The sequence below is a fragment of the Rhodococcus sp. P3_B8 genome (assembly GCF_056402775.1).
In genome coordinates, this window is record NZ_JBFUGT010000032.1 from 19064 (window position 1) to 39900 (window position 20837).

A 20837-nucleotide genomic window follows, 5' to 3' on the forward strand; every position below is an offset into this window, starting at 1 on the left:
GGACGATCGTGGTCGACCTCGCTACCACTTCCGTGCGGTGAGGAGGAGGTATTCCCAGTTCATCACGGTGCTGCCGGTGCCGTGGTCGAAACGACGTGCGAGATCGGCGAGTTCGTGATCCAGCGCGGCGACGCGGGCGGGGTCGTCAGCGATGTTCCGGTACACGGCGATGGTCGGGCCGTAGCGGGATTTGAAGTAGTCACGGAAGTCTTCCGGCGACCGGAACTGATCGATGCGCACGGTGTGCCGGGTTGCTACGATGTCGGTGACGCGATGGCCGAACAATGCCCGGACGTGTTCTTCACGACCCCACAGTGGCGGGGGCTGCGCGCCCGGAGGGGGCGGGGGTGCATACGGTTTCATCGTTGCGAACATCTGCCCGATGAAACCTTCGGGGGTCCAGCTGAGTAGGCCGATCGTTCCTCCCGGTCGGCAGACGCGGACGAGTTCGTCGGCGCTTGCCTGATGGTGCGGGGCGAACATGACGCCGACGCACGACAGCACGGTGTCGAACTCGTTGTCGGCGAACGGCATGGCCTCGGCGTCGGCTTCGCGCCACTCCACCTCGGCTCCGAGTTCGGCGGCACGGCGGCGTCCGGCGTCGAACAGTTCGGGGGTGAGGTCACCGGCGACGACGCTCGCCCCGGACAGTGCCGCGGGGATGGCGGCGTTGCCGGAGCCTGCCGCGACGTCGAGAACGCGGTCGCCGGGCCTGACCCGGCTGGCGCGGACCAGGGCGGGCCCGAGGCCGGCGATGATGTCGGTGGCCAGGGCGGGGTAGTCGCCGAGAGCCCACATGGCGCGGTGTTTGTTCTTCAGGTCGCGGTCGGCTTGCACTGCGTCGATCGTGTCATCCATCTCGGTACTCCGGTGGGTCGGCTGCATCGGTCGAGATCCAGCCTGGCCGGATGGTGGTGCCCCGAACAGGCACCCTCGGGGTAGGTTCCCGCCACCTCGGCTGTCAGTCCTGGTCGCGGAACTGCGCGGCGAGTTCGCTGCGCGAGCGGATGCCGAGCTTCGCGTAGACCCGGGTCAGGTGGTACTGCACGGTCTTGACGGACAGGAACAGTTCGCCCGCAGCCTCCTTGTTGCTGGCTCCGCCGGCGACGAGTTCGGTCACGGCCCGTTCCTGCGGAGTCAGTTCCTCGAGTGTGAACCGGCTGCGTTTGAGGTTGAGGCCGCCTGCCTTGAGTTCGCGGTCGCACCGCTGCACGTAGGAGGTGGCACCGAGCGCGAAATATCCCTCCCGGGCGGCCTGCATGACGGCGTCCGCTTCGCGCCGCTTGCCTGCCCGGCGCAAAGTCTGGCCGTACGCGAAGTTCACGCGTGCCCGATCGTAGGGGAGGGGAAGTGTGTCGAGGTGCGTCAACGCCGTCTCGAACACGTCCCGGGCGGCATCGATGTCGCCACGCGCGCCGGCGACGCGACCGCGGGCGTAACCGAGGCGAGCCATAGCCGACCGGTGCCCGCGCTCCACGGCGCGTTCCTCGTGCGGGATGAGGAACGCGTCCGCGTCGTCGACGCGACCGGCCATCACGAGAGCGTTCGCGTAGACGTCGGGCCACTGCCAGAAGCCGGGCTCGTCGATGCCCTCCCGCGGTTGCAGGCGGGTGAGAGGCTCGAGCGCCCTGATCACGGCGGCGTAGTCGGCCTGCACTTCGGCGCATTGGGCGCGGGCCAGGGAGGACGGAATGAACATCATCGGGTAGTCGTGCGAACTCGCCGCCGCGAGGCGGAGGTGTTCCTGCGCGGCGGGCCAGTTTCCGCGGAGCGCGTGTGTCTGCGCGCCGGTCCAGTGCACGAGGGGCCGGACGAGGTCGAGCGCGGCGTCCTCGAGTTGGTGTGCGGCACGGTCGACCGTGGCGATCGCGCCGCTCCAGTCACCGAGGGCGAATTGCGTTCGCGCCAGCCAGGCCTGCGCCCACAGCGAGATGCGGGTCGAGCCCATCCGGAAGGCCGTGGGGACGGCGCTCTCGAGTTCCTGACGCGCCGATTCGGGATCGTCCAGCGCCAGGTCGAGCCAGCCTCTGGCCATGTCGAAGCGCTGGGATTGGGCACCGAGGGCGATCTTCGCGGACAGCGTGTCGTAGGCGGCCCGTGCCTCCACGATCTGACCCGTGGCGGCGAGTCCGAGTCCCATGATTGCCGCGGATTCGACGGCCGACGGATCGCCAGGATCGACGAGAGCTACGGCCCGCCCGGCCCATTCGACGAGGTCCGGTCCGTGCCAGCGGACGAGTGAGTCCAGGACGCGGCGCTGGCAGATCAGCGCGGCGGTGGCCGGATCGGTATCCGGGTCGCATGCGGTCCACGACTGGGTGAGCAGCAGATCGGCTTCCGCGGGTCGTCCCCGGAGGATGGCGAGGTAGCCGAGTACGGCGTCGCGTAACGGACTTTCGGGGAAGCTCTCGATCTCCGGCGCGAACGCCAGTGCCTGGGGAAGGTTGCTGGCACCGACGAGGGCGTCGACGGCCCGGATGAGGCGTTGTTCGCGTTCGCCGCGGTCCGCGGTGAGGCGGCTCGACTTGATCAATGCGTCCGCGACAGCCGACCACGCCCCGACGGTTGCCCGCTGCGCAGAGTAGGTGTCCAGTTCGTCCGCGAGCACCGGATCGGCGAACGGCGCCGCGGCGGCGCGATGGTCCAGTCGCCTGCCCTCGTCCTCGACGATCCGTGCGGCATGATCGTGCAGGTCACGCAGCCGGATGGGCCCGRGGCTGCGGTAGACGGCGGCCCGGGTCAGCGGCGACGGGAAGGTCAGCACGGTCACGCCGCGATGCTCACCGACGGTGAGGAGGCCCGCCCGATGGATTTCGTCGAGCGCTTCCACCGGGTGCTCGATGCCCGCGAGCGCGGCGGCGTCGGCGAATCGAGGATTACCGGCGAGTACCGCCGCCGATTCGACGAGCGCCCGGGCAGGCGCCGAGCACCCCGACAGTTGTGACTGCACTTTCGCGGCGAACGTGCGGGGCACCGGGAGCACTGGCTGCCACTGGCTCCACGCGCTCGGGTCGACTTCCTGCAGAAGTTGCGTGAGGTGCCGTGGATTCCCCGCCGTGTGCTGAACGAGCTGGTGCGCCACCGGGGCCGGAAGGTCGAGATGCGCAAGGGTATTCGCAAGTCTTCGGGTGTCGGACGCATCGAGCGGACGGACCTGGATCCGATGCCGGCGATGCCGGTCGAGGAGGTCGAGGACTTCCGCGGGAACACCGTCGGGAGGTTCCGAGTTCGTGACGAGGACGATCATTGCCGGTCGGTCGAGCAGGTGCACGGCGGAGGTCAGCGCCTGCAGTGAGGCGAGGTCTGCCCAGTGCGCATCGTCGAGCACGAAGACGAACGGAACGTCACCAGCAGGCGGATCCACCGCAGCGACGAGTTCGCGGGCGACGTCGACGGGGTCCTCCGACGTCACGGCCGCCCCGAGGAGCTGTTCGGCGACGCCGAAGGGATGGCCGGACGCCCACGGGGCGCAGACCGCGGAGAACGCCGGCAGGTCGGGGTGTGCCGCGAGGAAGTGTTCCATCAGATTGGTCTTGCCGATGCCCGGCACGCCTTCGACGACCACGACGGCGGGCGCGTTCTCGCGCGCCTCACGCAGGATCGACTCTAGTTCGGCGAGTTCGCGGGAACGCCCGACGAGCTCGATGTTCCCTGGGGCACTCACACCACTCACCGTATCGCGACGCCTGATTTCGGCGTGTTCCTGGCGAAAACTGGGAACGCTTGTACCGTGAGGTTAGAAGCTGCTGGTCAGAACGACTACGAGTCGAAGGATTCGGTGCATTCATGACGACGGAGGTTAACTCCACGAAGCTGGAACGGGTGGCGATCCGCTTTGCCGGAGACTCCGGCGACGGCATGCAATTGACCGGCGACCGGTTCACGTCGGAGGCGGCGGCGTTCGGCAACGACCTCGCCACCCAGCCCAACTTCCCCGCCGAGATCCGGGCGCCTCAGGGCACCCTCCCGGGGGTGTCGTCGTTCCAGATCCAGATCGCGGACTACGACATCCTCACCGCCGGCGACCGCCCGGACGTTCTGGTCGCCATGAACCCGGCGGCGTTGAAGGCGAACCTGGACGATCTGCCGCGGGGCGGCATGATCATCGTGAACACGGACGAGTTCACCAAGCGGAATCTCGCGAAGGTCGGATACGCCACGAGCCCCCTCGACGACGACTCCCTCGAGGACTACGTGGTGCATCCGGTGGCGATGTCGACGTTGACGGTCAGCGCGGTCGAACCCGCCGGACTGAGCCGGAAGGACGGCGAGCGGGCGAAGAACATGTTCGCACTCGGACTGTTGTCGTGGATGTACAACCGTCCCACCCACAGCATCGAGCGGTTCCTGCAGACCAAGTTCGCAGCGAAGCCGCAGATCGCGGAGGGCAACCTCCTTGCGTTCAAGGCCGGATGGAATTACGGGGAGACGACGGAGAGTTTCGCGACCACCTACGAGGTGTCCGCGGCGACGCTCCCATCGGCCACGTACCGCCAGGTCACCGGGAACACGGCCCTGGCCTACGGGGTGGTGACGGCGGGACGGCTGGCGTCGCGGGACGTCTTCCTCGGCACCTATCCGATCACCCCGGCATCGGACATCCTGCACGAGCTGAGCAAGCACCGGAATCTCGGCGTCACCACGTTCCAGGCGGAGGACGAGATCGCCGGAATAGGCGCGGCGCTGGGCGCGTCGATCGGGGGCGCGCTCGGCGTGACGAGCACGTCCGGACCCGGACTGGCGTTGAAGAGCGAAGCCATCGGGCTGGCGGTGATGACGGAGGTCCCGCTGCTCGTCATCGACGTCCAGCGTGGTGGCCCGTCCACCGGTCTCCCCACGAAGACCGAACAGTCGGACCTGTTGCAGGCGATGTACGGACGCAACGGCGAGTCGCCGGTCGCGGTGATCGCACCGTGCTCACCCGCGGACTGCTTCGATGCCGCGGTCGACGCCGCCCGGATCGCGTTCACGTACCGCACACCGGTGCTGTTGCTGTCGGACGGCGCCATCGCGAACGGCAGCGAACCGTGGGCCATCCCGGACGTGTCCGAAATGGACCGGATCGACCCCGGCTGCGACACGGCACCACCGGTGGACGGCGAGTTCGCACCGTACGCCCGCGACCGGGAGACGCTCGCCCGTGCCATGGCGATACCGGGAACGCCCGGGCTCGAACACCGCATCGGCGGACTCGAGAAGGCCGACGGCAGCGGCGACATCTCCTACGATCCCGCCAACCACGACCTCATGGTGCGGTTGCGCCAGGCCAAGATCGACGGAATCGCCGTTCCCGACGCGGTCGTCGACGACCCCTCGGGTGAGGCCGACCTGCTGCTCGTCGGGTGGGGCAGCTCATACGGACCCATCGGTGAGGCCTGCCGTCGTGCTCGCCGTGAGGGCAAGAAGGTGGCCCACGTGCACGTGCGCAACCTCAACCCGCTGCCCGCCAATCTCGGTGCGGTGCTGCGCAGCTACGGGACCGTCGTCGCACCGGAGATGAATCTGGGCCAGCTCGCGATGATCCTCCGTGCGAGGTTCCTCGTGGACGTGCACTCGGTGACCAAGGTGCGGGGGCTCGCCTTCCTCGGCGACGAACTGCACGAGGTGATCGATTCCGCGCTGGCCGGAACGTTGCGTGAGCACGAGCTCGCGAAGACCGCCGACGCGCTCGCGTCGGCGACCTACCGATCGACCGGACCCCGGCAGGAGGAATCGGTGTGACACGGATGATCAGTCGTGTCGGTGCGGATCTGGGCCTGAGCGCCACCGCGCACGTGCCGAGGACCGACGAACCGCAGAAGGCCAAGGACTTCACGTCGGACCAGGAGGTCCGTTGGTGTCCGGGGTGCGGCGATTACGTCATCCTCGCCACGATCCGAAGTTTCCTGCCGGAGTTGGGACTCCGACGCGAGAATCTGATGTTCGTCTCCGGTATCGGATGCTCGAGCCGGTTCCCGTACTACCTGGACACGTACGGCCTGCACTCGATCCACGGTCGTGCGCCTGCCATCGCGACGGGTCTCGCGGTGACGCGCCCCGACCTGTCGGTGTGGGTGGTGACCGGCGACGGCGACGCACTGTCGATCGGGGGCAACCATCTCATCCACGCCCTGCGGAGAAACGTCAACATGACGATCCTGTTGTTCAACAACAGGATCTACGGGCTGACCAAGGGGCAGTACTCGCCGACGTCGGAGGTCGGCAAGGTCACCAAGTCGACGCCGCTGGGATCGGTGGACCACCCGTTCAACACGCTGTCCCTCGCGCTGGGAGCCGAGGCCACCTTCGCGGCCCGCGCCATGGACTCGGACCGCAAGGGGCTGACGGAGGTGCTGCGGCAGGCGGCGGCCCACCGCGGCACGTCGTTCGTGGAGATCTACCAGGACTGCCCGATCTTCAACGACGGCTCGTTCGACGTCCTACGCAAGGACGGTTCCGAGCAGCGCCTCATCCCGCTGACCCACGGCGAGCCGATCGTCTTCGGCGGAGCGGGCGAATACTGCGTCGTCCGATCGGGTTTCGGTCTGAAGGTGGTCGCGACCGCAGACGTCGACCTGGACGAGATCGTCGTGCACGACGCCCACACCGACGACCCCGACTACGCGTACGCACTGTCGAGGCTCTCAGACCAGGACCTCACCCACACCGTGACCGGTGTGTTCCGCAGCGTCACACGGGACACGTACGACGACATGGTGCGCCTGCAGAACGAGATCGCGCGGGAGAAGGACCCCGTCGACGACGGCTCGCTGCAGCGACTGCTGACCGGTCACGACACCTGGACGGTGGAGTAGGCGGCCGCAGGCGCGGCGCGGGTGACCCGTGCGCGCGGAACGAAGAACGTCACGATCCCGCCCAGGACGGCGATGCCCGCGAAGACGTAGAACGCCACCTGGCTGCTGATGCCGGCGCTGATCAGTGCGCCGCCGATCAGGGGGCCGAAGATGCCGCCCAGTCGGCCGAAACCGGCGCACCAGGCCACCCCGGCGCCGCGCGCGGACGTCGAGTAGTAGTTGGAGACGAAGCCGTAGATCAGGACCTGCGTGCCGATGGTGCCGACTCCGGCGACGGCGACGGACGCGAGGAGCACGGGCAGCGGGAAGCCGAGCGTCAGGAGGATCAGGGCCAGCGCGGCGAGACCGAACGTCGTGGCGACGACGCGTTGCGGTCCGATGCCGTCGGCGACCTTGGAGGCGATCAGACCGCCGAGGATCGCGCCGCCGTTGAGGACGAGCAGGAACGACAGCGAACCCTTCGCGTTGAAACCGGCGTCTTCCATGATCTTCGGAAGCCACGTGTTGAGGCCGTAGGTGAGCAGGAGGCCGGAGAAGCTCATCATTCCGAGAAGCGCAGTGCCCCAGGCGTAACGGTGGGTCGCGAGTGCGGCGAAGCCGACCTTCTCGACGGAGGCCCGTTCCGCGGCGATCTCGTCGGCGTCGGGCATCGGGATGCCCGTGCGTTCGGAGATGCGGCGTGCCTTGTCCTCGTGGCCGCGGGCGACGAGCCACTTCGGCGACTCGGGCAGTTTCACGAGAGCCAGCGGAAGCAGGATCACGATGGGCAGTGCGCCGATCCAGAAGAGGCCGCGCCAGCCGATCGTGTCGCGCAGAACGATCGCGAGGAGGGAGGCGAGCACCCCGCCGGCGGGGACGCCGCTGTAGACGATGGCGTTGTACAGGTTCCGCTTTCCGGGAGGTGCGAACTCCGCCACCATCGCACCGGCGGTGGCGACGAGGCCACCGACCCCGATGCCGGTGAAGAATCGCAGCAGGCCGAACATGGTGACGTTGGTGGCCAACGCGGCGAGCCCCATTCCGATGGAGAACCACGCGATGTTGACGAGCATCATCCGCCGCCGGCCCAGGTAGTCGCCCACAGCGCCGGCGGTGAGTGCGCCCACCATGACACCGATGAGCGCGTACGAGCCCAATGCACCGGCCTGCTGCGCGGAGATCTCGCCGAGCTGGCCGGGATCGTTCATCAACGTCGGGAGGATGGTGCCGTACACGACCAGGTCGTAGCCGTCGAAGATGATCGCGATCGTGGCGATCGCGACGACCCACGTGACGGCACTACGGTGTCTCGGACTCGCCCAGGTATCGGGGGTGGTGGATGGGTTCATGGTGATCTCCGCTCGGTGGGTGTGACGGGGAACCGTTTCGAGATCTGTGGGCTGCTAGCCGAGGTCGCCACCGGCGACGGGCAGTACCGTCCCGGTGATGTACGTGGCCTCGTCGGAGGCGAGGAAGACGATGGCCGCGGCCTGCTCGTCCAGCGTTCCGTACCGCTTCAGCAGGGACGAGTCGACGGTCTGGTCGACGATCTGCTGGTACCAGGCCTTTTCCTGATCGGTCTCCGCGCCGGGGCCGCGGGGAACGCGGCGAGCGGGCGCCTCGGTGCCGCCGGGTGCGGTGGCGACCACGCGGATTCCGTACTGTGCGGCTTCGAGAGCCAGGGAGGCGGTGAGGGCGTTGACGCCGCCCTTCGACGCCGCGTAGGGCACGCGGTTGACACCCCGCGTGGCCACCGAGGACACGTTGACGATGGTGCCCGACTGCTGCGCGATCAGGTGGGGGAGGACGGCGCGGCACGTCCACAGGGTCGGGAACAGCGACCGCTGCACCTCCGCCTGGATCTGCTCCGCCGTGTAGTGCTCGTACGGCTTGGCCCAGATGGTGCCGCCGACGTTGTTGATCAGCACGTCGAGCCGGCCGTGCTGCTGCCGCGCCTCGTCGATCGCCGCCTCGGCGTCGGCGAACTGTTCCAGATCGGCGGTGATGCTGTGCGCGTCGGTTCCGTTCTCGCGCAACCCCTTCGCGACGTCGTGGACGAGTTCGGCGCGGTCGATCAGGATCAGTGACGCACCCTCGGCCGCGAGTCGGGTCGCGACCGTCAGGCCGATGCCCTGCGCTGCGCCGGTGACCGCGACGACCTTGCCGTCGAAGCGATGCGGAGTGACGAGTCCACTCATGCGACGGCACTCCTCTCGATGGCGCGGCACATGGTGGCCTTCGCGTGCGCGCTGTGGCTGACGATCAGGTCGTGGGCGGCGGCCCGGTCGCCGTTCTCGAACGCGGTGACGATGTCGAGGTGGTCGTGCTGGATGTGTTCGTCCACCCAGTCCGCGGTGCGGAGCACCTTCGTCATGAGCTGCGTGACCTCCAGGCGGTTGTACGCCCCGAGCAGCACGTCGTTGGCGGTGCACCGGAACAGGAATTCGTGGAAGGCGGCGTTGGTGTCGGTAAAGGCGCCTGCGTCCGTGAGGTGGTCGTTCTCGATCGATTCGCAGGAGGTCTCGGCGAGGATCCGGTACTCGGACAGCTGTTCCTTCGTCATCCGGCCGATGGTCAGTTCCATCGCACCGAGTTCGAGCGCCATGCGGGCGTCGAACTGCGCGTCCGACTCGGACAGCGGCTGGTGTTCCTCACCGATCTCGTACTCGGGGGCCGCCTCGACGGCGTCGGCCGCCGCCGGTGCCGACGCCTCGGACCCACTCGGTGTCGCCGCGTTGTTGAACTTCTCGAAGTAGAAGTTCGCCGGCGTGACGCCCTCCGACTTCAGATGGTCGCGCACCGCCTCGACCATGGGAGGCGGACCGCACAGGTACACGTCCACATCGCCGTCGTTCAGGTGTGCGGGCTCGAACAGTCCGGTGACGTACCCCTTGTTCGGTGCACTGCTCTCCGGGTGGGACACGCAGTAGTCGAACGTGAACTGGGGCAGGGACTTCGTGTATTCCTCGAGCTTGTCCAGCTCCACCAGGTCCGCGTCGGACGAGACTCCGTAGACCAGGTGCACGGGGTGGTCGGCGGCGTCGGTGCGCATCTTGTCGAGGATCGACAGCAGCGGGGCCAGCCCGGTGCCGCCGGCCAGCAGCAGGGCGCGACGCTTCTGCTCCCGCAGGAAGAAGCTTCCCATCGGGCCGGTGAACTCGAGCGTGTCGCCGACCTGTGCGCGGCTACGCAGGTACTCCGACATCAGGCCGCCGTCGGTGATCTTGACCAGGAACGACAGTTCCGTCGACGTGGGTCCGGTGCTGAACGAGTACGAGCGCGTCGCTTCGGTCCCGGGAACGGTGATGTTCACGTACTGGCCGGGGAGGAAAACCAGGTCGTCGCGGTTCGCGATCTCGATCGTGAACCCGATGGTCGTGTCGGAGAACTTACGGATCTCGGTGACCGTCGAGGTGAACGTGCCTGCGGCGGTCTTCGCGACGTCGGACGTCGTCGGGATCTGCAGCACCAGATCACTTTCCGGCATCATCTGGCACGGAAGGCAGTAGCCCTGCTCCGCCTCTTCGTCGGTGAGCGCTTCCTCGATGTAGTCGCCGCCGTCGTACGTGCCGGATTCGCAGAGCGACTTGCAGGTGCCGCACGCCCCGTCTCGACAGTCGAGGGGAATGTTGATGCGCGCGCGGTAGGACGCGTCGGCGACCGTCTCGTCGCCGTCACACTTGATGAAGCGGGTGATCCCGTCCTCGAAACTCAGTGCAACTTGGAAAGTCATGGAAAACAGCTCGATTCGCGAAGAATGGGGAAGAAATCAGATGTGGTAGATGTCGACCACGTGGTGGATGTAGTCGTTCTTGAGCACGACCTTCTTCTTCAGGATCAGAGGCTGCTCACCAGAGAAGTCGATGGTGTAGAACGAATTCCCGAAGTACGTGTCGACCGTGTTGTACCGGAAGTAGAGCGTGAACCAGTTGAACCGGACATCTACGACTTCGCCGCGACGGTCGGTGACCTCGACGTTCGAGATGTTGTGACCGGTGCGGGGTTCCGGAAGGCTCGTCGCGCTCGACCGGTCGGTCTTGATGCGGAACACCCGGTCCTCGATGCCACCACGGTTGGCGTAGTAGATCAGTGAGATCTCGGTCATCGGGTCGGTGGTCAGGTCACCGTCGTCGGCCCACGCCGGCATCCAGAACTCGGAGTCGGGGTGATAGCACTCGATCCACTTCTCGAACTCGCGGTCGTCGAGGTAGCGGGCCTCACGGTAGAGGAACTGCTCGATGTCGTGCTGGGTGACAGTGCTTTCGGCTACTGCGGTCATGTTTCTCGTCTCCCTCAGCGGTTGTTCGCGGCAACGTCGGCGTCGAGCGCCTTGGTGAGCGCTTGCACCCAGTAGCCGTGCTGGATCGGGTAGAGGCCCTCGTCCTCGGTCTTCACACCACTGGAGATGGGATTGATGCCGATCTTCTTCGCACCCTCGTCGGGGCCCTGGAGTTGGTGGGTGACACCGCGGCTGAGGTCGTTGAACGGTGCGGCGCCGGCCTGGTACGTCTTCTGACAGGAGCGGAACTCCTCGAGATCGTCCGGGGTGGCCATGCCAGTGGCGTTGAAGAAGTCCTCGTACTGGCGGATGCGGGCGGCGCGTGCCGTGCGGCTCTCACCCTTGGGGGCGATGCAGTAGATGGTGACCTCGGTCTTGTCGACGGAGATCGGACGGAAATGCCGGATCTGCGAACCGAACTGGTCCATCAGGTACACGTTCGGGTACAGGCACAGGTTGCGGGACACACCGATCATCCAATCGGCGCGGTCTTCGCCGTACTCGGCGACGAGTTCGTCACGACGCTCGTTGAGGGGACGGTTGGCGGGGTCCGCCCACTTGGTCCACAGCAGCAGGTGACCGTTGTCGAACGAGTAGTACCCGCCCTGCTGCTTCGACCACTTGCCGGCGTCCATCGCCTTCGTGGCGTTGGTGGACTCGCCGGACTCCCGACGCGACGTGGTCGCGGCGTAGTTCCAGTGGGTGGCGGACACGTGGTACCCGTCGGCACCGTTCTCGGTCTGCAGCTTCCAGTTGCCGTCATAGGTGTAGGTGGACGCACCGCGCAGGACCTCGAGGCCGTCGGGCGACTGGTCGACGATCATGTCGATGATCTTCGTGGTGTCACCGAGGTGTTCCTCGAGCGGCGGGACGTCGGCGTTGAGGCTGCCGAACAGGAATCCGCGGTAGTTCTCGAACCGCGCGACCTTGGTGAGGTCGTGGGAGCCGTCCTTGTTGAACTGTTCCGGGTAGCCGGCCTCACGCGGGTCCTTGACCTTGAGAAGCTTGCCGGAGTTGTTGAACGTCCAGCCGTGGAACGGGCAGGTGAACGTGGTCCGGTTGTCCGTCTTGCGCCGGCAGAGCATGGCGCCGCGGTGGCTGCACGCGTTCACCAGGGCGTTGAGCTCACCCTCCTTGTTGCGGGAGATCACGATCGGCTGGCGGCCCATGTACGTGGTGAAGTAGTCGCCGGCGTTCGGGATCTGGCTCTCGTGGGCCAGGTAGATCCAGTTGCCCTCGAAGATGTGCTTCATTTCGAGTTCGAACAGGTCCTCGTCCGTGAAAACGCTACGTCGCACCTGGTAGCGACCGGTTTCCGCGTCCTCGACGAGCGCGTCGGCCAGCTTGGCGCGCACGCCGTCGGACGGCGCTGTGTACAGGGTTTCAGTCATGGGATCCTCCAAGATCTCCGGGGGGCTTGCGCCCTGCGAGGGCGCCCGGGTCCGGCAATGAATCCCACTCTTGCAGCCTGTGCGCTGCATCACACTAGGCATTTACCGAGTACTGACTAGGACGTGTTCGGCATGCGCACGCCGAGGCTCGGAGGGCCTCGGCGTGCGCACGCGGGCGGACTTCACACGGCTGGCGTGAACTTCTCCCGGAAGATGCGTCGCGGAGCCATACGCCGGCGCTTGAATGCCTTGACGCCGGCGTCGACCATCGCCGGCGGCCCGCACAGGTACCCGGAGTATCCGCGACAGGTGTCGAAGTCCTCCACGAACGCGTCCGTGACGTAACCGGACCGCCCGGACCACGACTGGTCGCTCAGACACGGCACGTACCGGAAGCCCGGGTGCGCCCGCTCCCACTCCTGGAACAGGTCGACATCGTAGAGGTCGGACTCCTCGCGCACGCCGTGATACAGGTGGATCGCGCGGTCCGGAGCCGACGTGAGTGCCTGGCGGACCATCGATTTCAGCGGGGCGAGCCCGGTTCCGCCGCCCAGCAGGATCATCGGACCCTCGTCCTCCGGATCGAGCCGGAAGTCCCCGAGCGGCCCCGCCATCTCGACGCGCTCGCCGACGGACAGCGTGCCGAAGACCCAACCGTCCGTCGCGACTCCGCCCGGCTGCCTGCGGATGTGGAACTCGAGTTGTTTCGACTCGCCCGGCGTGTTCGCCATCGAGTACTGGCGGCGGTGGTCGGTGCCGGGTACTCGCAGTTCGACGTACTGCCCCGCGGAGAATTCGAGCGGGCTGTCGAGCGTGACGAGAACCCGCCGCGTGTCACGTGCGACGTCCTCGATCGCGCTCACGGTGCCGACGACGTCTCGCAGTGCGTGGACGGTGCCCGCCGGTGCCGTGTCCAGGCGTTCCACCACCGTGTCACTGCACGGGGTCGCCTGGCAGGCCAGCGCAAACCCCTGCTCGCGTTCGGCCCGGGTCAGCGTGTGTTCGGGCGACAGGCCGTGGTCGACCTCCCCCGATACGACCCGCAGCTTGCACGTTCCGCACGTGCCCTGGTTGCAAGAGTTCGGCATCCACACGCTGCCCCGGAGGAAGGCGTCCAGAAGCGGCTGGTCGGGGCGGCATTCCACCCTGTCCGCGGAGACCGAGACGGTGAAGGTCACGGCTACACCTCCCACGTGGTCCGGAGGGCGGTCGGGCCGCGGAAACCCCAGCCCCAGAACTCCACGTCCGCGCCGGAGTCACGTTCGAGGTTCGGGATCGCCTCGAACAGTTCCTCCAGGCCGATGCGGCAGACGTGGTTCGCGAAGTAGATGCCCGCGCACGCGTGATTGCCGGAACCGAACGCCAGGTGGGGGAGCGGGGGACGCGTCATGTCGTAGTCGGAGGGGGCGTCGTAGACGGCGGCGTCGTGGTTGGCCGAACCGTAGGACAACAGGACCACGGATCCCTCGGGAAGGAACACGTCCCCGAGCGTGACGTCCTTGGTGCTGATGCGGGCGGTCGCCGACCAGATCGGGGAGGTCCAGCGCATTCCCTCGGAAATCGCCCGCGGAATCAGCGCGGGCTCGTCGATGACGGCCTCCAGTTGCTCGGGGCGGGTGAACAGGCCCACGAGCGTCGACGCCATGCCGTGGCCGGGTTCCTGCATCGCGCCCAGCAGGTACACGAAGAGCGTGGGGTAGATGTACTCGCGGTCGCGGACCWTCCCTTCGGGCATGCCGTCGTGCAGCCAGTGCGAGATGGCGCTGTCGTCGGGTTCGACGATCCACTTGTCGATGAGCGGATCGACGACGGCCCGGATCTCTGCCTTGGCCTCGTCGCCCTGCACGAATCCCTCCGGGTTCGTGAACTCGCCGTCCGCGTCCACCCCGGCATTGGTGAAGGAGTTCGACAGCCGGTGGAACCAGTCACGCAACGTGTCCGAGCTGACGTCGTTCAACCCCAGCAGGTCACCGAGTGCGCGCACGCTGACGGGTTCGCAGTACTGCGAGACCAGATCGGCCTTGCCGTCGTTCTCGAACTGCTCCACGTAGCGACGCGCGATGGGGCGGACGAGTCCGTCGACCCAGCGGTCCACCTCCGACGGTTGCAGTGCGGGGTCGACCATCGAGCGGAGGTCGCGGTGGATCTCGCCGTTGACGCCGATCACCGCAGGGTGACCGAACGTGCGGCCGCCGGCCTTGGTGATGATTCCCTCGAAGTCGGGGCTGTTGGCGATGGTGCGGCACAAGTCGGCGGTGGTCGCGACGAACGAGCCGAGGACCGGGACGTAGGCCAGCGGCGCCTCGGCACGCAGCCGCTCGTAGACGGGGTACGGGTTTCGCTCGAGTTCCGTCATCGTGATCTCGTCGATCCAAGAGAGGGTGGCGGTCATCTGAATCTCCTCATTCAAAGCAACTGCTCGGAAACAACTTTCGTTGTGTGAGCGGGGTGAGGAAGAAGGTAGGCCGTCGCAGGAGGGTGGTCTAGCCACTCTGCGCGGTCTCTGGACCATCTGCGCGACTACTTGTGATTGCGGTCTCAGTTATCCTCGACTGGGCGTGACGACACGGTTTCAATGAGGTCGGAACGATTCTTCAGTGAGGCAGGTGCATGACGATGGCATCGACGATCACCGAAACCCAGGACTGGGATGCGGCGTCGAGGGCGGTGGCCGGTGCGTACTTTCCCCACACGTTGACCGACTTGTCGCCGAATGGAGCGATGAAGCTGTCGATGCGGACCGTCGACCTCGGCCCCGTCACTCTCGGGAGGTTGGGCTGGGGTGCCGACGTGTCGATCGAGTGCGACTATCCGGATGCGTACGAGATCAACATTCCGCTGTCCGGTTCGCTGGAGTCCTGTTCGCAGGGCGACACGGTGCTGTCGCGGCCCGGTCAGGCCACGGTCTTCCGGGCGGACGAGCCGACCTTGATCACCCGGTGGAGCGGCGACTGCTCGGTGCTCGGCGTCAAATTCGACAGCGCCTACCTCGAGCAGGAGGCTGACCGGATCCTCGGCTCCGACCTGCGGCCCGGGCTGCACCTACCGTCGCAGATCGATCTCACCGAGGCCCCGGGACACAGCTGGTTTCGTCTGGTGCGCTCATTGACCGCGCAACTGCGGGAGCCGGCCGACCTCCTGGCCAACCCGGTGGTCGGCCCACAGCTCGCCGGCGCGATCACCTCGGCGTTCGTCCTGGCCGTCACGCCCGACGAGGAGGTGCGCGGGGGCGCACCCCGACCGCGAATCGTCAAGCGAGTGCTCGACGGACTCAACGACGACCCAGCCCGCGCCTGGACGGCAGCCGACATGGCCGAGTTGGCGGGTACCAGCGTCCGCCGGTTGCAGGAAGGGTTTCGCGAGTACGTCGGGCGCAGCCCGTCGGAATGCCTCCTCGACATCCGCCTGAGTCGCGCCGACGCCGACCTGAGGGCACTGGAACCCGGTGTCACGGTCTCCGAGGTCGCTGCCCGGTGGGGGTTCACCCATGCGGGCCGGTTCTCCGCCGCGTACCGCCGGCGGTACGGCAAATCCCCGTCAGAGCTGATTCGCTTCTGACGGGGATTTGCGTGGGTGTGCGGTTACTTGTTGCCGAAGTACGAGACGTCGTCGTTGCCGATGAGGTCGGGGACCGTCCAGCCGTCGAGGTCGTATTCGGACAGGCACTGCTCGGCGAAGCCCTTCATGGAGGCGACGTCGCCACGGTTCTCGGCGGCGAACAGCAGTTCCGCCTTGACGTTTTCGTGGTTGCCGGAGTAGTTGCGCTCGTAGAGTTCGTGGCGGCCACCGAACTCGCTGCCGATCGAATCCCACAGGGCCTTCATGATCTTGACGCGTTCGACGGCGGTCATGCCGTCGGAGCCGCGGACGTACTTGTCCAGGTACGGCCGGACGTCGGGGCTCTTGAAGTCGCGGGCGCTCGAGGGCAGGTAGATCAGGCCGGACGCGACGTCCTGTTCGATGATCTCCTTGATCCGCGGGTAGCCCTGGATCATGAACATGCGGTACGTGAGGCCGTATTCGAGCTTCGGGATGACGGTGTCGCCGATCCACGGCTCGGGGTTGCGTGCCATCGATTCGGTCAACGACCAGAACAGGTTTCGCCAGCCGATGACCTCACCGACGCGGGTCTGCACGCCGCGGAAACCGCCCGCGCCGGTGGCGTCGAGGGCCTTCATCAGCATGCCGGCGATGAAGTCGAGCTTCACGGCGAGACGGGTGCAGCCCTGGAAGGTGAAGCGGGGCAGGAATCCGGACTGCGGGAAGAAGCCGTTGATCTTGTCGACGTCGCCGTACATGAAGACGTTCTCCCACGGCACGAGCACCTTGTCGAAGATGAAGATGGTGTCGTTCTCGTCCATCCGGCTCGACAGCGGGTAGTCGAACGGGGTGCCCATCACGGCCGCGTTCTGGGTGAACGAGGACCGGCAGATCAGCTTCACGCCCGGTGCGTCCATCGGGACGGTGCAGATCAGGRCGAATTCCTTCTTCTTGATCGGCAGGCCGTAGTGGGCGATGAAGTTGTAATTGGTGATCGCCGAGCCGGTGGCCACGACCTTGGCACCGGAGACGATGAGGCCGGCGTCGGTCTCCTTCTCGACCTTCATGAACACGTCACCGACCTCGTCGGGCGGGAGCTGCCGGTCGACGGGCGGGTTGATGATCGCGTGGTTCCAGTACAGGACCTTTTCCTGCGATTCCTTGTACCAGCGCTCGGCGTTGTCCTGGAACGGGGAGTACAGCTCCTTGTTGGCATGCAGGGTGCCGAGGAACGAGGCCTTGTAGTCGGGGGACCGGCCCATCCAGCCGTACGTCATGCGCGCCCAGGTGGCGATCGCGTCGCGTTCCTTCAGCAGGTCGTCCGAGGACTTCGGTGCCTTGAAGAACGGCATCGTGACACCACCGTTGCCGGTGTCGGTGGGGGTGGTGACCTTGTCGACGTGTTCACCGGTGTGCATCGCGTCGTAGAGGCGTGCGGTCATCCGGATGGGGTTGCGGAACGCCGGATGCGTGGTGACGTCCTCGACGCGCTCGCCGTGCAACCAGATCTCGCGGTCGTCGCGCAACGACTCGATGTACTCGTCGCCGGTCATCGGGCGCGACGCGAAGTTGGCGGTGCGGTTGGCTTCGCAGTCTGCGGCCGGGTTGACCTTCGTCGGGTCGAGCGCGGTCTCGGGAGCGCTTTCGGTGGTGGTCATGGAATGTCCTTTCGGATTCGGCGGTCAGTTGACGGGCTGAAGATGGAACGGGGTGAAGGAGGTGGTGGAGTCGAACCAGCCGTTGTTCGGATCGTCCATCGATCCGTTCCACGCGGCCGACGCGGACGGTGAGCCGAGATCGTGGAAAGTGCTCCGGTAGAACAGCAGCGGGTCCTTGCCGCTGGATTCGGCCGCGACGATCTCACCGATGAAGATGATGTGATCGCCGCCGTCGTACTCGGCCCACGGCCGGCACGACAACGTGGCGGCGGCACCGCAGATGATGGGGGCGGTCGGTCCGTCGGCCCACACGGGTTCGGGGTTCTGCGGTCGCCCGGCGAAATGCATCGCGGTGTCCACCTGGTCGGCGGCGAGAATGTTGACGGCGAACGGTGCCTTGCTCAAGTAGTTGCAGGCCTTGGACTTTCGGGTCAGGGTGATCTGGCACAGTCTCGGCTCGATGGAGACAGCGGTGAAGGCGGTGACCGTCGCTCCGTGCGGCAGGCCCTCGGAGTTGGCGCACGTGATGACCGTGACTCCGCTGGCAAACTGCCCGAAAATGTTCCGGAGTTCGCGTTGCTCCATGGTCGGAGCCTCCCTTCCTGTCCGGGGCGCTGATGAGGTACGGACGAAGGTACGACCGTGGGAACGGCGCGTCGATCCGCTGAGCGCGGAGGTGATCCGCTTTGCGCGGTGACTTGGATCACGCCGAAAATTGCAATCGAAGGTGTCCGTAGTCACACTGGTGCCATGCAGCCCGCGTCCAAGCTGATTCGCCCCGAAGATTGGGACGAAGCGTCGCACGTGGTGTCGGACGTGTACTTCCCACACCGGCTGACCCCGCTGAACAGGTCGAACGCGGGCAACACCGTCGCGGAGGCGGTGGAACTCGGGCCTGTGAAGATCACCCACATCGGCTGGGGCGCGGACGTGTCGATCCAGTCGGACCACCCCGGCGCGTATGCGATCAACGTGCCGCTGTCGGGGCATCTGGAATCGGTGACCGGCAAGCACGAGGTGTCGTCCGTGCCCGGGGAGGGGACGATCTGCCCACCCGACACGACGACGCTCATCACCGACTGGAGCAAGGACTGCTCCATCATCGGCGTGCGCGTCGACCGCGACCACCTGCACCGCGAGATGGCGCGGATCCTGGCGCGGCCGGGACTGCGACTGCCCCCGCAGTTGGATCTGACCAGCGAGAACGGTGCCAGCTGGCTGGCTCTGGTGCGGTCGCTGCTCGACCAGATGCTGCGGTCGGACGGCATCTACACCAACCCCCTCGTCGCCGAGCAACTGTCGGGGGCGGTCACCACGGCACTGGTCCTGGCAGCGATCCCGGACGACGAGACGGCCGGTGCCGGTACCCGGCCGCGCATCGTCAAGCGCGTCATCGACGAGATCCACGCCGATCCCGCACGGGCGTGGACGGCGGCCGAGATGGCCGGGATCGCGGGCGTCGGGGTCCGCCGCCTGCAGGAGGGATTCCAGGAGTACGTCGGGGTGAGCCCCCGCGACTACCTGCTGGACGTCCGGCTCGAACGTGTCCACGACGACCTGTTGCGCGCGGACGGTTCGTCGACGGTCGCCGAGGTCGCGATGCGCTGGGGTTTCACCCACACCGGCCGGTTCGCGGCGGCGTACCGCCGGAAGTACGGCGTGGCGCCCTCGGAAGCGCTCCGGGGCTGACGGTGCGGCGTCAGCTCACGTAGGAGAAGATCGTCGCCATCCCGGCGGCAAGGTGATAGTCGTTGTGGCAGTGCGTGATCCATTGACCAGGGTTGGTCGTGTCGATGTCGGCGGCGACGGTCTGCCCGGGGAGCACGATCACGGTGTCCTTCCGCGGTCCGGAGCCGTCCGGCCGGGCCACGGCGAACGTGTGCCCGTGCAGGTGCATGGGGTGGAACATCATCGTGGGATTCGTATAGACCAGCCGCACTCGCTGGTCCCGGTGGACGGTCAGCGGGGTGTGGTCGGGATAGGCCTTGCCGTTCACCGTCCACACGTACTGCTTCATGTCGCCGCCGAGCGACGCCTCCAGGGTGACACCCGGGTCGACGACGGGTAGCCGGACGGCGTCGGTGGCACGCAGGTCGGCCACGGTGAGTGGGGGAGCGCCCAGCTCACGGGGCGCCACGGCGGGATCGGGGGCTGCGCCGCCGCCGGTGCGCACCACCGCGAATGCCTGCGCGCCCTTCCCCTCGGCGACCGCGACCAGCGGGAACACCCCGTCCTGCAGGGTGACGACGGCGTCGTACCGCTCGCCCATGCCGATCAGCACCGAGTCGGTGTCGACCGGTTCGACGGGGAAACCGTCCGTGTCAGTGACGGTCAGCCGGTGGCCACCCAGCGCGACCCGGAACGCGGTGTCGTCGCCCGCGTTGATCAGCCGGATACGGGCGGGTTGCCCCGGCCGTGCCGTGAAGACGGCCGGATCGCCGGGGGGTTTCCCGTTCAGGAGGTACACCGGGTACCGGACGTCGCCGGAGTCACCGCCGAGCACGCGCGACGTCATCTCGGGCATGGACGTCATCCGCCCGCCGCGGAGTTCGTCGAAGACCTGCGACGGCGTGCGGTCGGTCAACCAGTCGGAGAGCACGACGACGAACTCGGCGTCGTAGTTCGCGGGACCCCCGGGATCGTCGATGATCAGAGCCCCGTACAGCCCTCGGCCGCGCTGGAGATCGCCGTGCGTGTGGTACCAGTACGTGCCCGGGTCGGGCGGGATGAAGTCGTAGACGAACTCTGTGTCCGCCGGTATCGGAGCCTGCGTGACATCCGGGACCCCGTCCATGTCGTTGCGGATGGCCAGCCCGTGCCAGTGCACGGTGGTGGAATCCGGCAGCTGGTTGCGAAACCGCACCTGGACCCTGTCCCCGACGTTCGCCCGCAGGATCGGGCCCGGCAGTTGCGTGTTGTACAGCCACGCAGCAGTGCGTTTACCTGCGAGGTCGACATCGGACTGTGTCGCGGAGAGCTCGTAGGCGACCGGCCTGCCGCCGGGAAATCGCCGGGACTCGGCCTCGGCGAACGCGCGCACCTCCGGAGAGTCGGGTCCGATCGCGCCCTCGGTGTCGTCGCTGCGGGCGCAGGCTCCGGTGAGCCCGAGGAGTGCCGCTCCGGCTCCCCACTGCAGCACCCGCCGCCGGGACAACTGCACGTCGAGTGGACGGTTCCCAGGCATCCCCCGCTCCTT

The 20837-nt window shown here is 67.0% G+C and carries 16 protein-coding genes; 4 read left to right on the forward strand and 12 right to left on the reverse strand.

The window, feature by feature from the left end:
- Positions 1-21: 21 nt before the first annotated feature.
- Together AC1D1G_RS14430 and AC1D1G_RS14435 are read right to left on the reverse strand one after the other, a co-directional pair.
- The gene (locus AC1D1G_RS14430) at positions 22-858 is read right to left on the reverse strand and encodes a class I SAM-dependent methyltransferase (protein WP_280780454.1); all 837 of its coding nucleotides are present in this window, start codon (positions 856-858) and stop codon (positions 22-24) included.
- Positions 859-961: 103 nt separating this feature from the next.
- Positions 962-3664, reverse strand: a complete 2703-nt coding sequence (locus tag AC1D1G_RS14435) for a helix-turn-helix transcriptional regulator (RefSeq protein ID WP_477952607.1) — start codon at positions 3662-3664, stop codon at positions 962-964.
- 122 nt (positions 3665-3786) lie between these two features.
- Between AC1D1G_RS14435 and AC1D1G_RS14440 the strand changes: the two genes are divergently transcribed.
- Together AC1D1G_RS14440 and AC1D1G_RS14445 are read left to right on the forward strand one after the other, a co-directional pair.
- On the forward strand, positions 3787-5721 hold the full coding sequence (locus AC1D1G_RS14440; protein ID WP_283353729.1) for a 2-oxoacid:acceptor oxidoreductase subunit alpha: 1935 nt from the start codon (positions 3787-3789) through the stop codon (positions 5719-5721).
- A 5-nt stretch (positions 5722-5726) separates the two neighbouring features.
- On the forward strand, positions 5727-6794 hold the full coding sequence (locus AC1D1G_RS14445) for a 2-oxoacid:ferredoxin oxidoreductase subunit beta (RefSeq protein ID WP_283353749.1): 1068 nt from the start codon (positions 5727-5729) through the stop codon (positions 6792-6794).
- Here the strand turns inward: AC1D1G_RS14445 and AC1D1G_RS14450 are convergent.
- The 7 genes from AC1D1G_RS14450 to AC1D1G_RS14480 all read right to left on the reverse strand — a co-directional run bounded on the left by AC1D1G_RS14450 (position 6770) and on the right by AC1D1G_RS14480 (position 14835).
- Entirely contained in the window at positions 6770-8122 is a 1353-nt protein-coding gene (locus tag AC1D1G_RS14450; RefSeq protein WP_280780451.1) for an MFS transporter, read from the reverse strand. The two genes, AC1D1G_RS14445 and AC1D1G_RS14450, sit on opposite strands and share 25 nt — an antisense overlap.
- A 54-nt stretch (positions 8123-8176) precedes the next feature.
- Positions 8177-8971 (reverse strand): 1,6-dihydroxycyclohexa-2,4-diene-1-carboxylate dehydrogenase, encoded by a 795-nt coding sequence (locus tag AC1D1G_RS14455; RefSeq protein ID WP_007297188.1) that lies wholly within the window; start codon positions 8969-8971, stop codon positions 8177-8179.
- Positions 8968-10506: a benzoate 1,2-dioxygenase electron transfer component BenC gene (gene benC, locus AC1D1G_RS14460; RefSeq protein WP_477952609.1), complete on the reverse strand. Its 1539-nt coding sequence runs from the start codon at positions 10504-10506 to the stop codon at positions 8968-8970. Before benC ends, AC1D1G_RS14455 begins: the two co-directional genes overlap by 4 nt.
- A gap of 36 nt (positions 10507-10542) precedes the next feature.
- Positions 10543-11052 carry a benzoate 1,2-dioxygenase small subunit gene (benB, locus tag AC1D1G_RS14465; RefSeq protein WP_005258735.1) on the reverse strand — a complete coding sequence of 170 codons (510 nt, stop codon included), beginning with the start codon at positions 11050-11052 and terminating at the stop codon, positions 10543-10545.
- 14 nt (positions 11053-11066) lie between these two features.
- Positions 11067-12443, reverse strand: coding sequence for a benzoate 1,2-dioxygenase large subunit (gene benA / locus AC1D1G_RS14470; RefSeq protein WP_477952610.1), 1377 nt, complete (start codon positions 12441-12443; stop codon positions 11067-11069).
- A gap of 182 nt (positions 12444-12625) precedes the next feature.
- On the reverse strand, positions 12626-13621 hold the full coding sequence (locus AC1D1G_RS14475) for a 2Fe-2S iron-sulfur cluster-binding protein (protein ID WP_477952612.1): 996 nt from the start codon (positions 13619-13621) through the stop codon (positions 12626-12628).
- A gap of 2 nt (positions 13622-13623) precedes the next feature.
- A complete protein-coding gene (locus AC1D1G_RS14480; protein ID WP_477952613.1) occupies positions 13624-14835 on the reverse strand; it encodes a cytochrome P450 in 1212 nt (403 codons plus the stop codon).
- 218 nt (positions 14836-15053) lie between these two features.
- On the opposite strand from AC1D1G_RS14480, the gene AC1D1G_RS14485 reads away from it, so the two are divergent.
- Positions 15054-16001, forward strand: a complete 948-nt coding sequence (locus AC1D1G_RS14485) for an AraC family transcriptional regulator (protein ID WP_005562308.1) — start codon at positions 15054-15056, stop codon at positions 15999-16001.
- Positions 16002-16024: 23 nt separating this feature from the next.
- Here the strand turns inward: AC1D1G_RS14485 and AC1D1G_RS14490 are convergent, their stop codons facing one another.
- Positions 16025-17641, reverse strand: coding sequence for a 4-hydroxyphenylacetate 3-hydroxylase family protein (locus AC1D1G_RS14490; RefSeq protein ID WP_477952614.1), 1617 nt, complete (start codon positions 17639-17641; stop codon positions 16025-16027).
- 24 nt (positions 17642-17665) lie between these two features.
- Positions 17666-18226, reverse strand: coding sequence for a flavin reductase family protein (locus AC1D1G_RS14495; RefSeq protein ID WP_037231006.1), 561 nt, complete (start codon positions 18224-18226; stop codon positions 17666-17668).
- A gap of 165 nt (positions 18227-18391) precedes the next feature.
- Between AC1D1G_RS14495 and AC1D1G_RS14500 the strand changes: the two genes are divergently transcribed.
- Positions 18392-19330 carry an AraC family transcriptional regulator gene (locus tag AC1D1G_RS14500; RefSeq protein WP_477952616.1) on the forward strand — a complete coding sequence of 313 codons (939 nt, stop codon included), beginning with the start codon at positions 18392-18394 and terminating at the stop codon, positions 19328-19330.
- A gap of 10 nt (positions 19331-19340) precedes the next feature.
- On the opposite strand, the gene AC1D1G_RS14505 is transcribed toward AC1D1G_RS14500, so the two are convergent.
- Positions 19341-20825, reverse strand: coding sequence for a multicopper oxidase family protein (locus AC1D1G_RS14505; RefSeq protein WP_477952617.1), 1485 nt, complete (start codon positions 20823-20825; stop codon positions 19341-19343).
- Positions 20826-20837 lie beyond the last annotated feature (12 nt).

What these genes read in the sequence shown, in the direction of transcription:
- AC1D1G_RS14430 (WP_280780454.1), bottom strand. Translation starts at nt 858, where the DNA reads ATGGATGACACGATCGACGCAGTGCAAGCCGACCGCGACCTGAAGAAC.
- AC1D1G_RS14440 (WP_283353729.1), top strand. Translation starts at nt 3,787, where the DNA reads ATGACGACGGAGGTTAACTCCACGAAGCTGGAACGGGTGGCGATCCGC.
- AC1D1G_RS14445 (WP_283353749.1), top strand. Translation starts at nt 5,727, where the DNA reads ATGATCAGTCGTGTCGGTGCGGATCTGGGCCTGAGCGCCACCGCGCAC.
- AC1D1G_RS14450 (WP_280780451.1), bottom strand. Translation starts at nt 8,122, where the DNA reads ATGAACCCATCCACCACCCCCGATACCTGGGCGAGTCCGAGACACCGT.
- AC1D1G_RS14455 (WP_007297188.1), bottom strand. Translation starts at nt 8,971, where the DNA reads ATGAGTGGACTCGTCACTCCGCATCGCTTCGACGGCAAGGTCGTCGCG.
- benC (WP_477952609.1), bottom strand. Translation starts at nt 10,506, where the DNA reads ATGACTTTCCAAGTTGCACTGAGTTTCGAGGACGGGATCACCCGCTTC.
- benB (WP_005258735.1), bottom strand. Translation starts at nt 11,052, where the DNA reads ATGACCGCAGTAGCCGAAAGCACTGTCACCCAGCACGACATCGAGCAG.
- benA (WP_477952610.1), bottom strand. Translation starts at nt 12,443, where the DNA reads ATGACTGAAACCCTGTACACAGCGCCGTCCGACGGCGTGCGCGCCAAG.
- AC1D1G_RS14485 (WP_005562308.1), top strand. Translation starts at nt 15,054, where the DNA reads ATGACGATGGCATCGACGATCACCGAAACCCAGGACTGGGATGCGGCG.
- AC1D1G_RS14495 (WP_037231006.1), bottom strand. Translation starts at nt 18,226, where the DNA reads ATGGAGCAACGCGAACTCCGGAACATTTTCGGGCAGTTTGCCAGCGGA.
- AC1D1G_RS14500 (WP_477952616.1), top strand. Translation starts at nt 18,392, where the DNA reads ATGCAGCCCGCGTCCAAGCTGATTCGCCCCGAAGATTGGGACGAAGCG.
- AC1D1G_RS14505 (WP_477952617.1), bottom strand. Translation starts at nt 20,825, where the DNA reads ATGCCTGGGAACCGTCCACTCGACGTGCAGTTGTCCCGGCGGCGGGTG.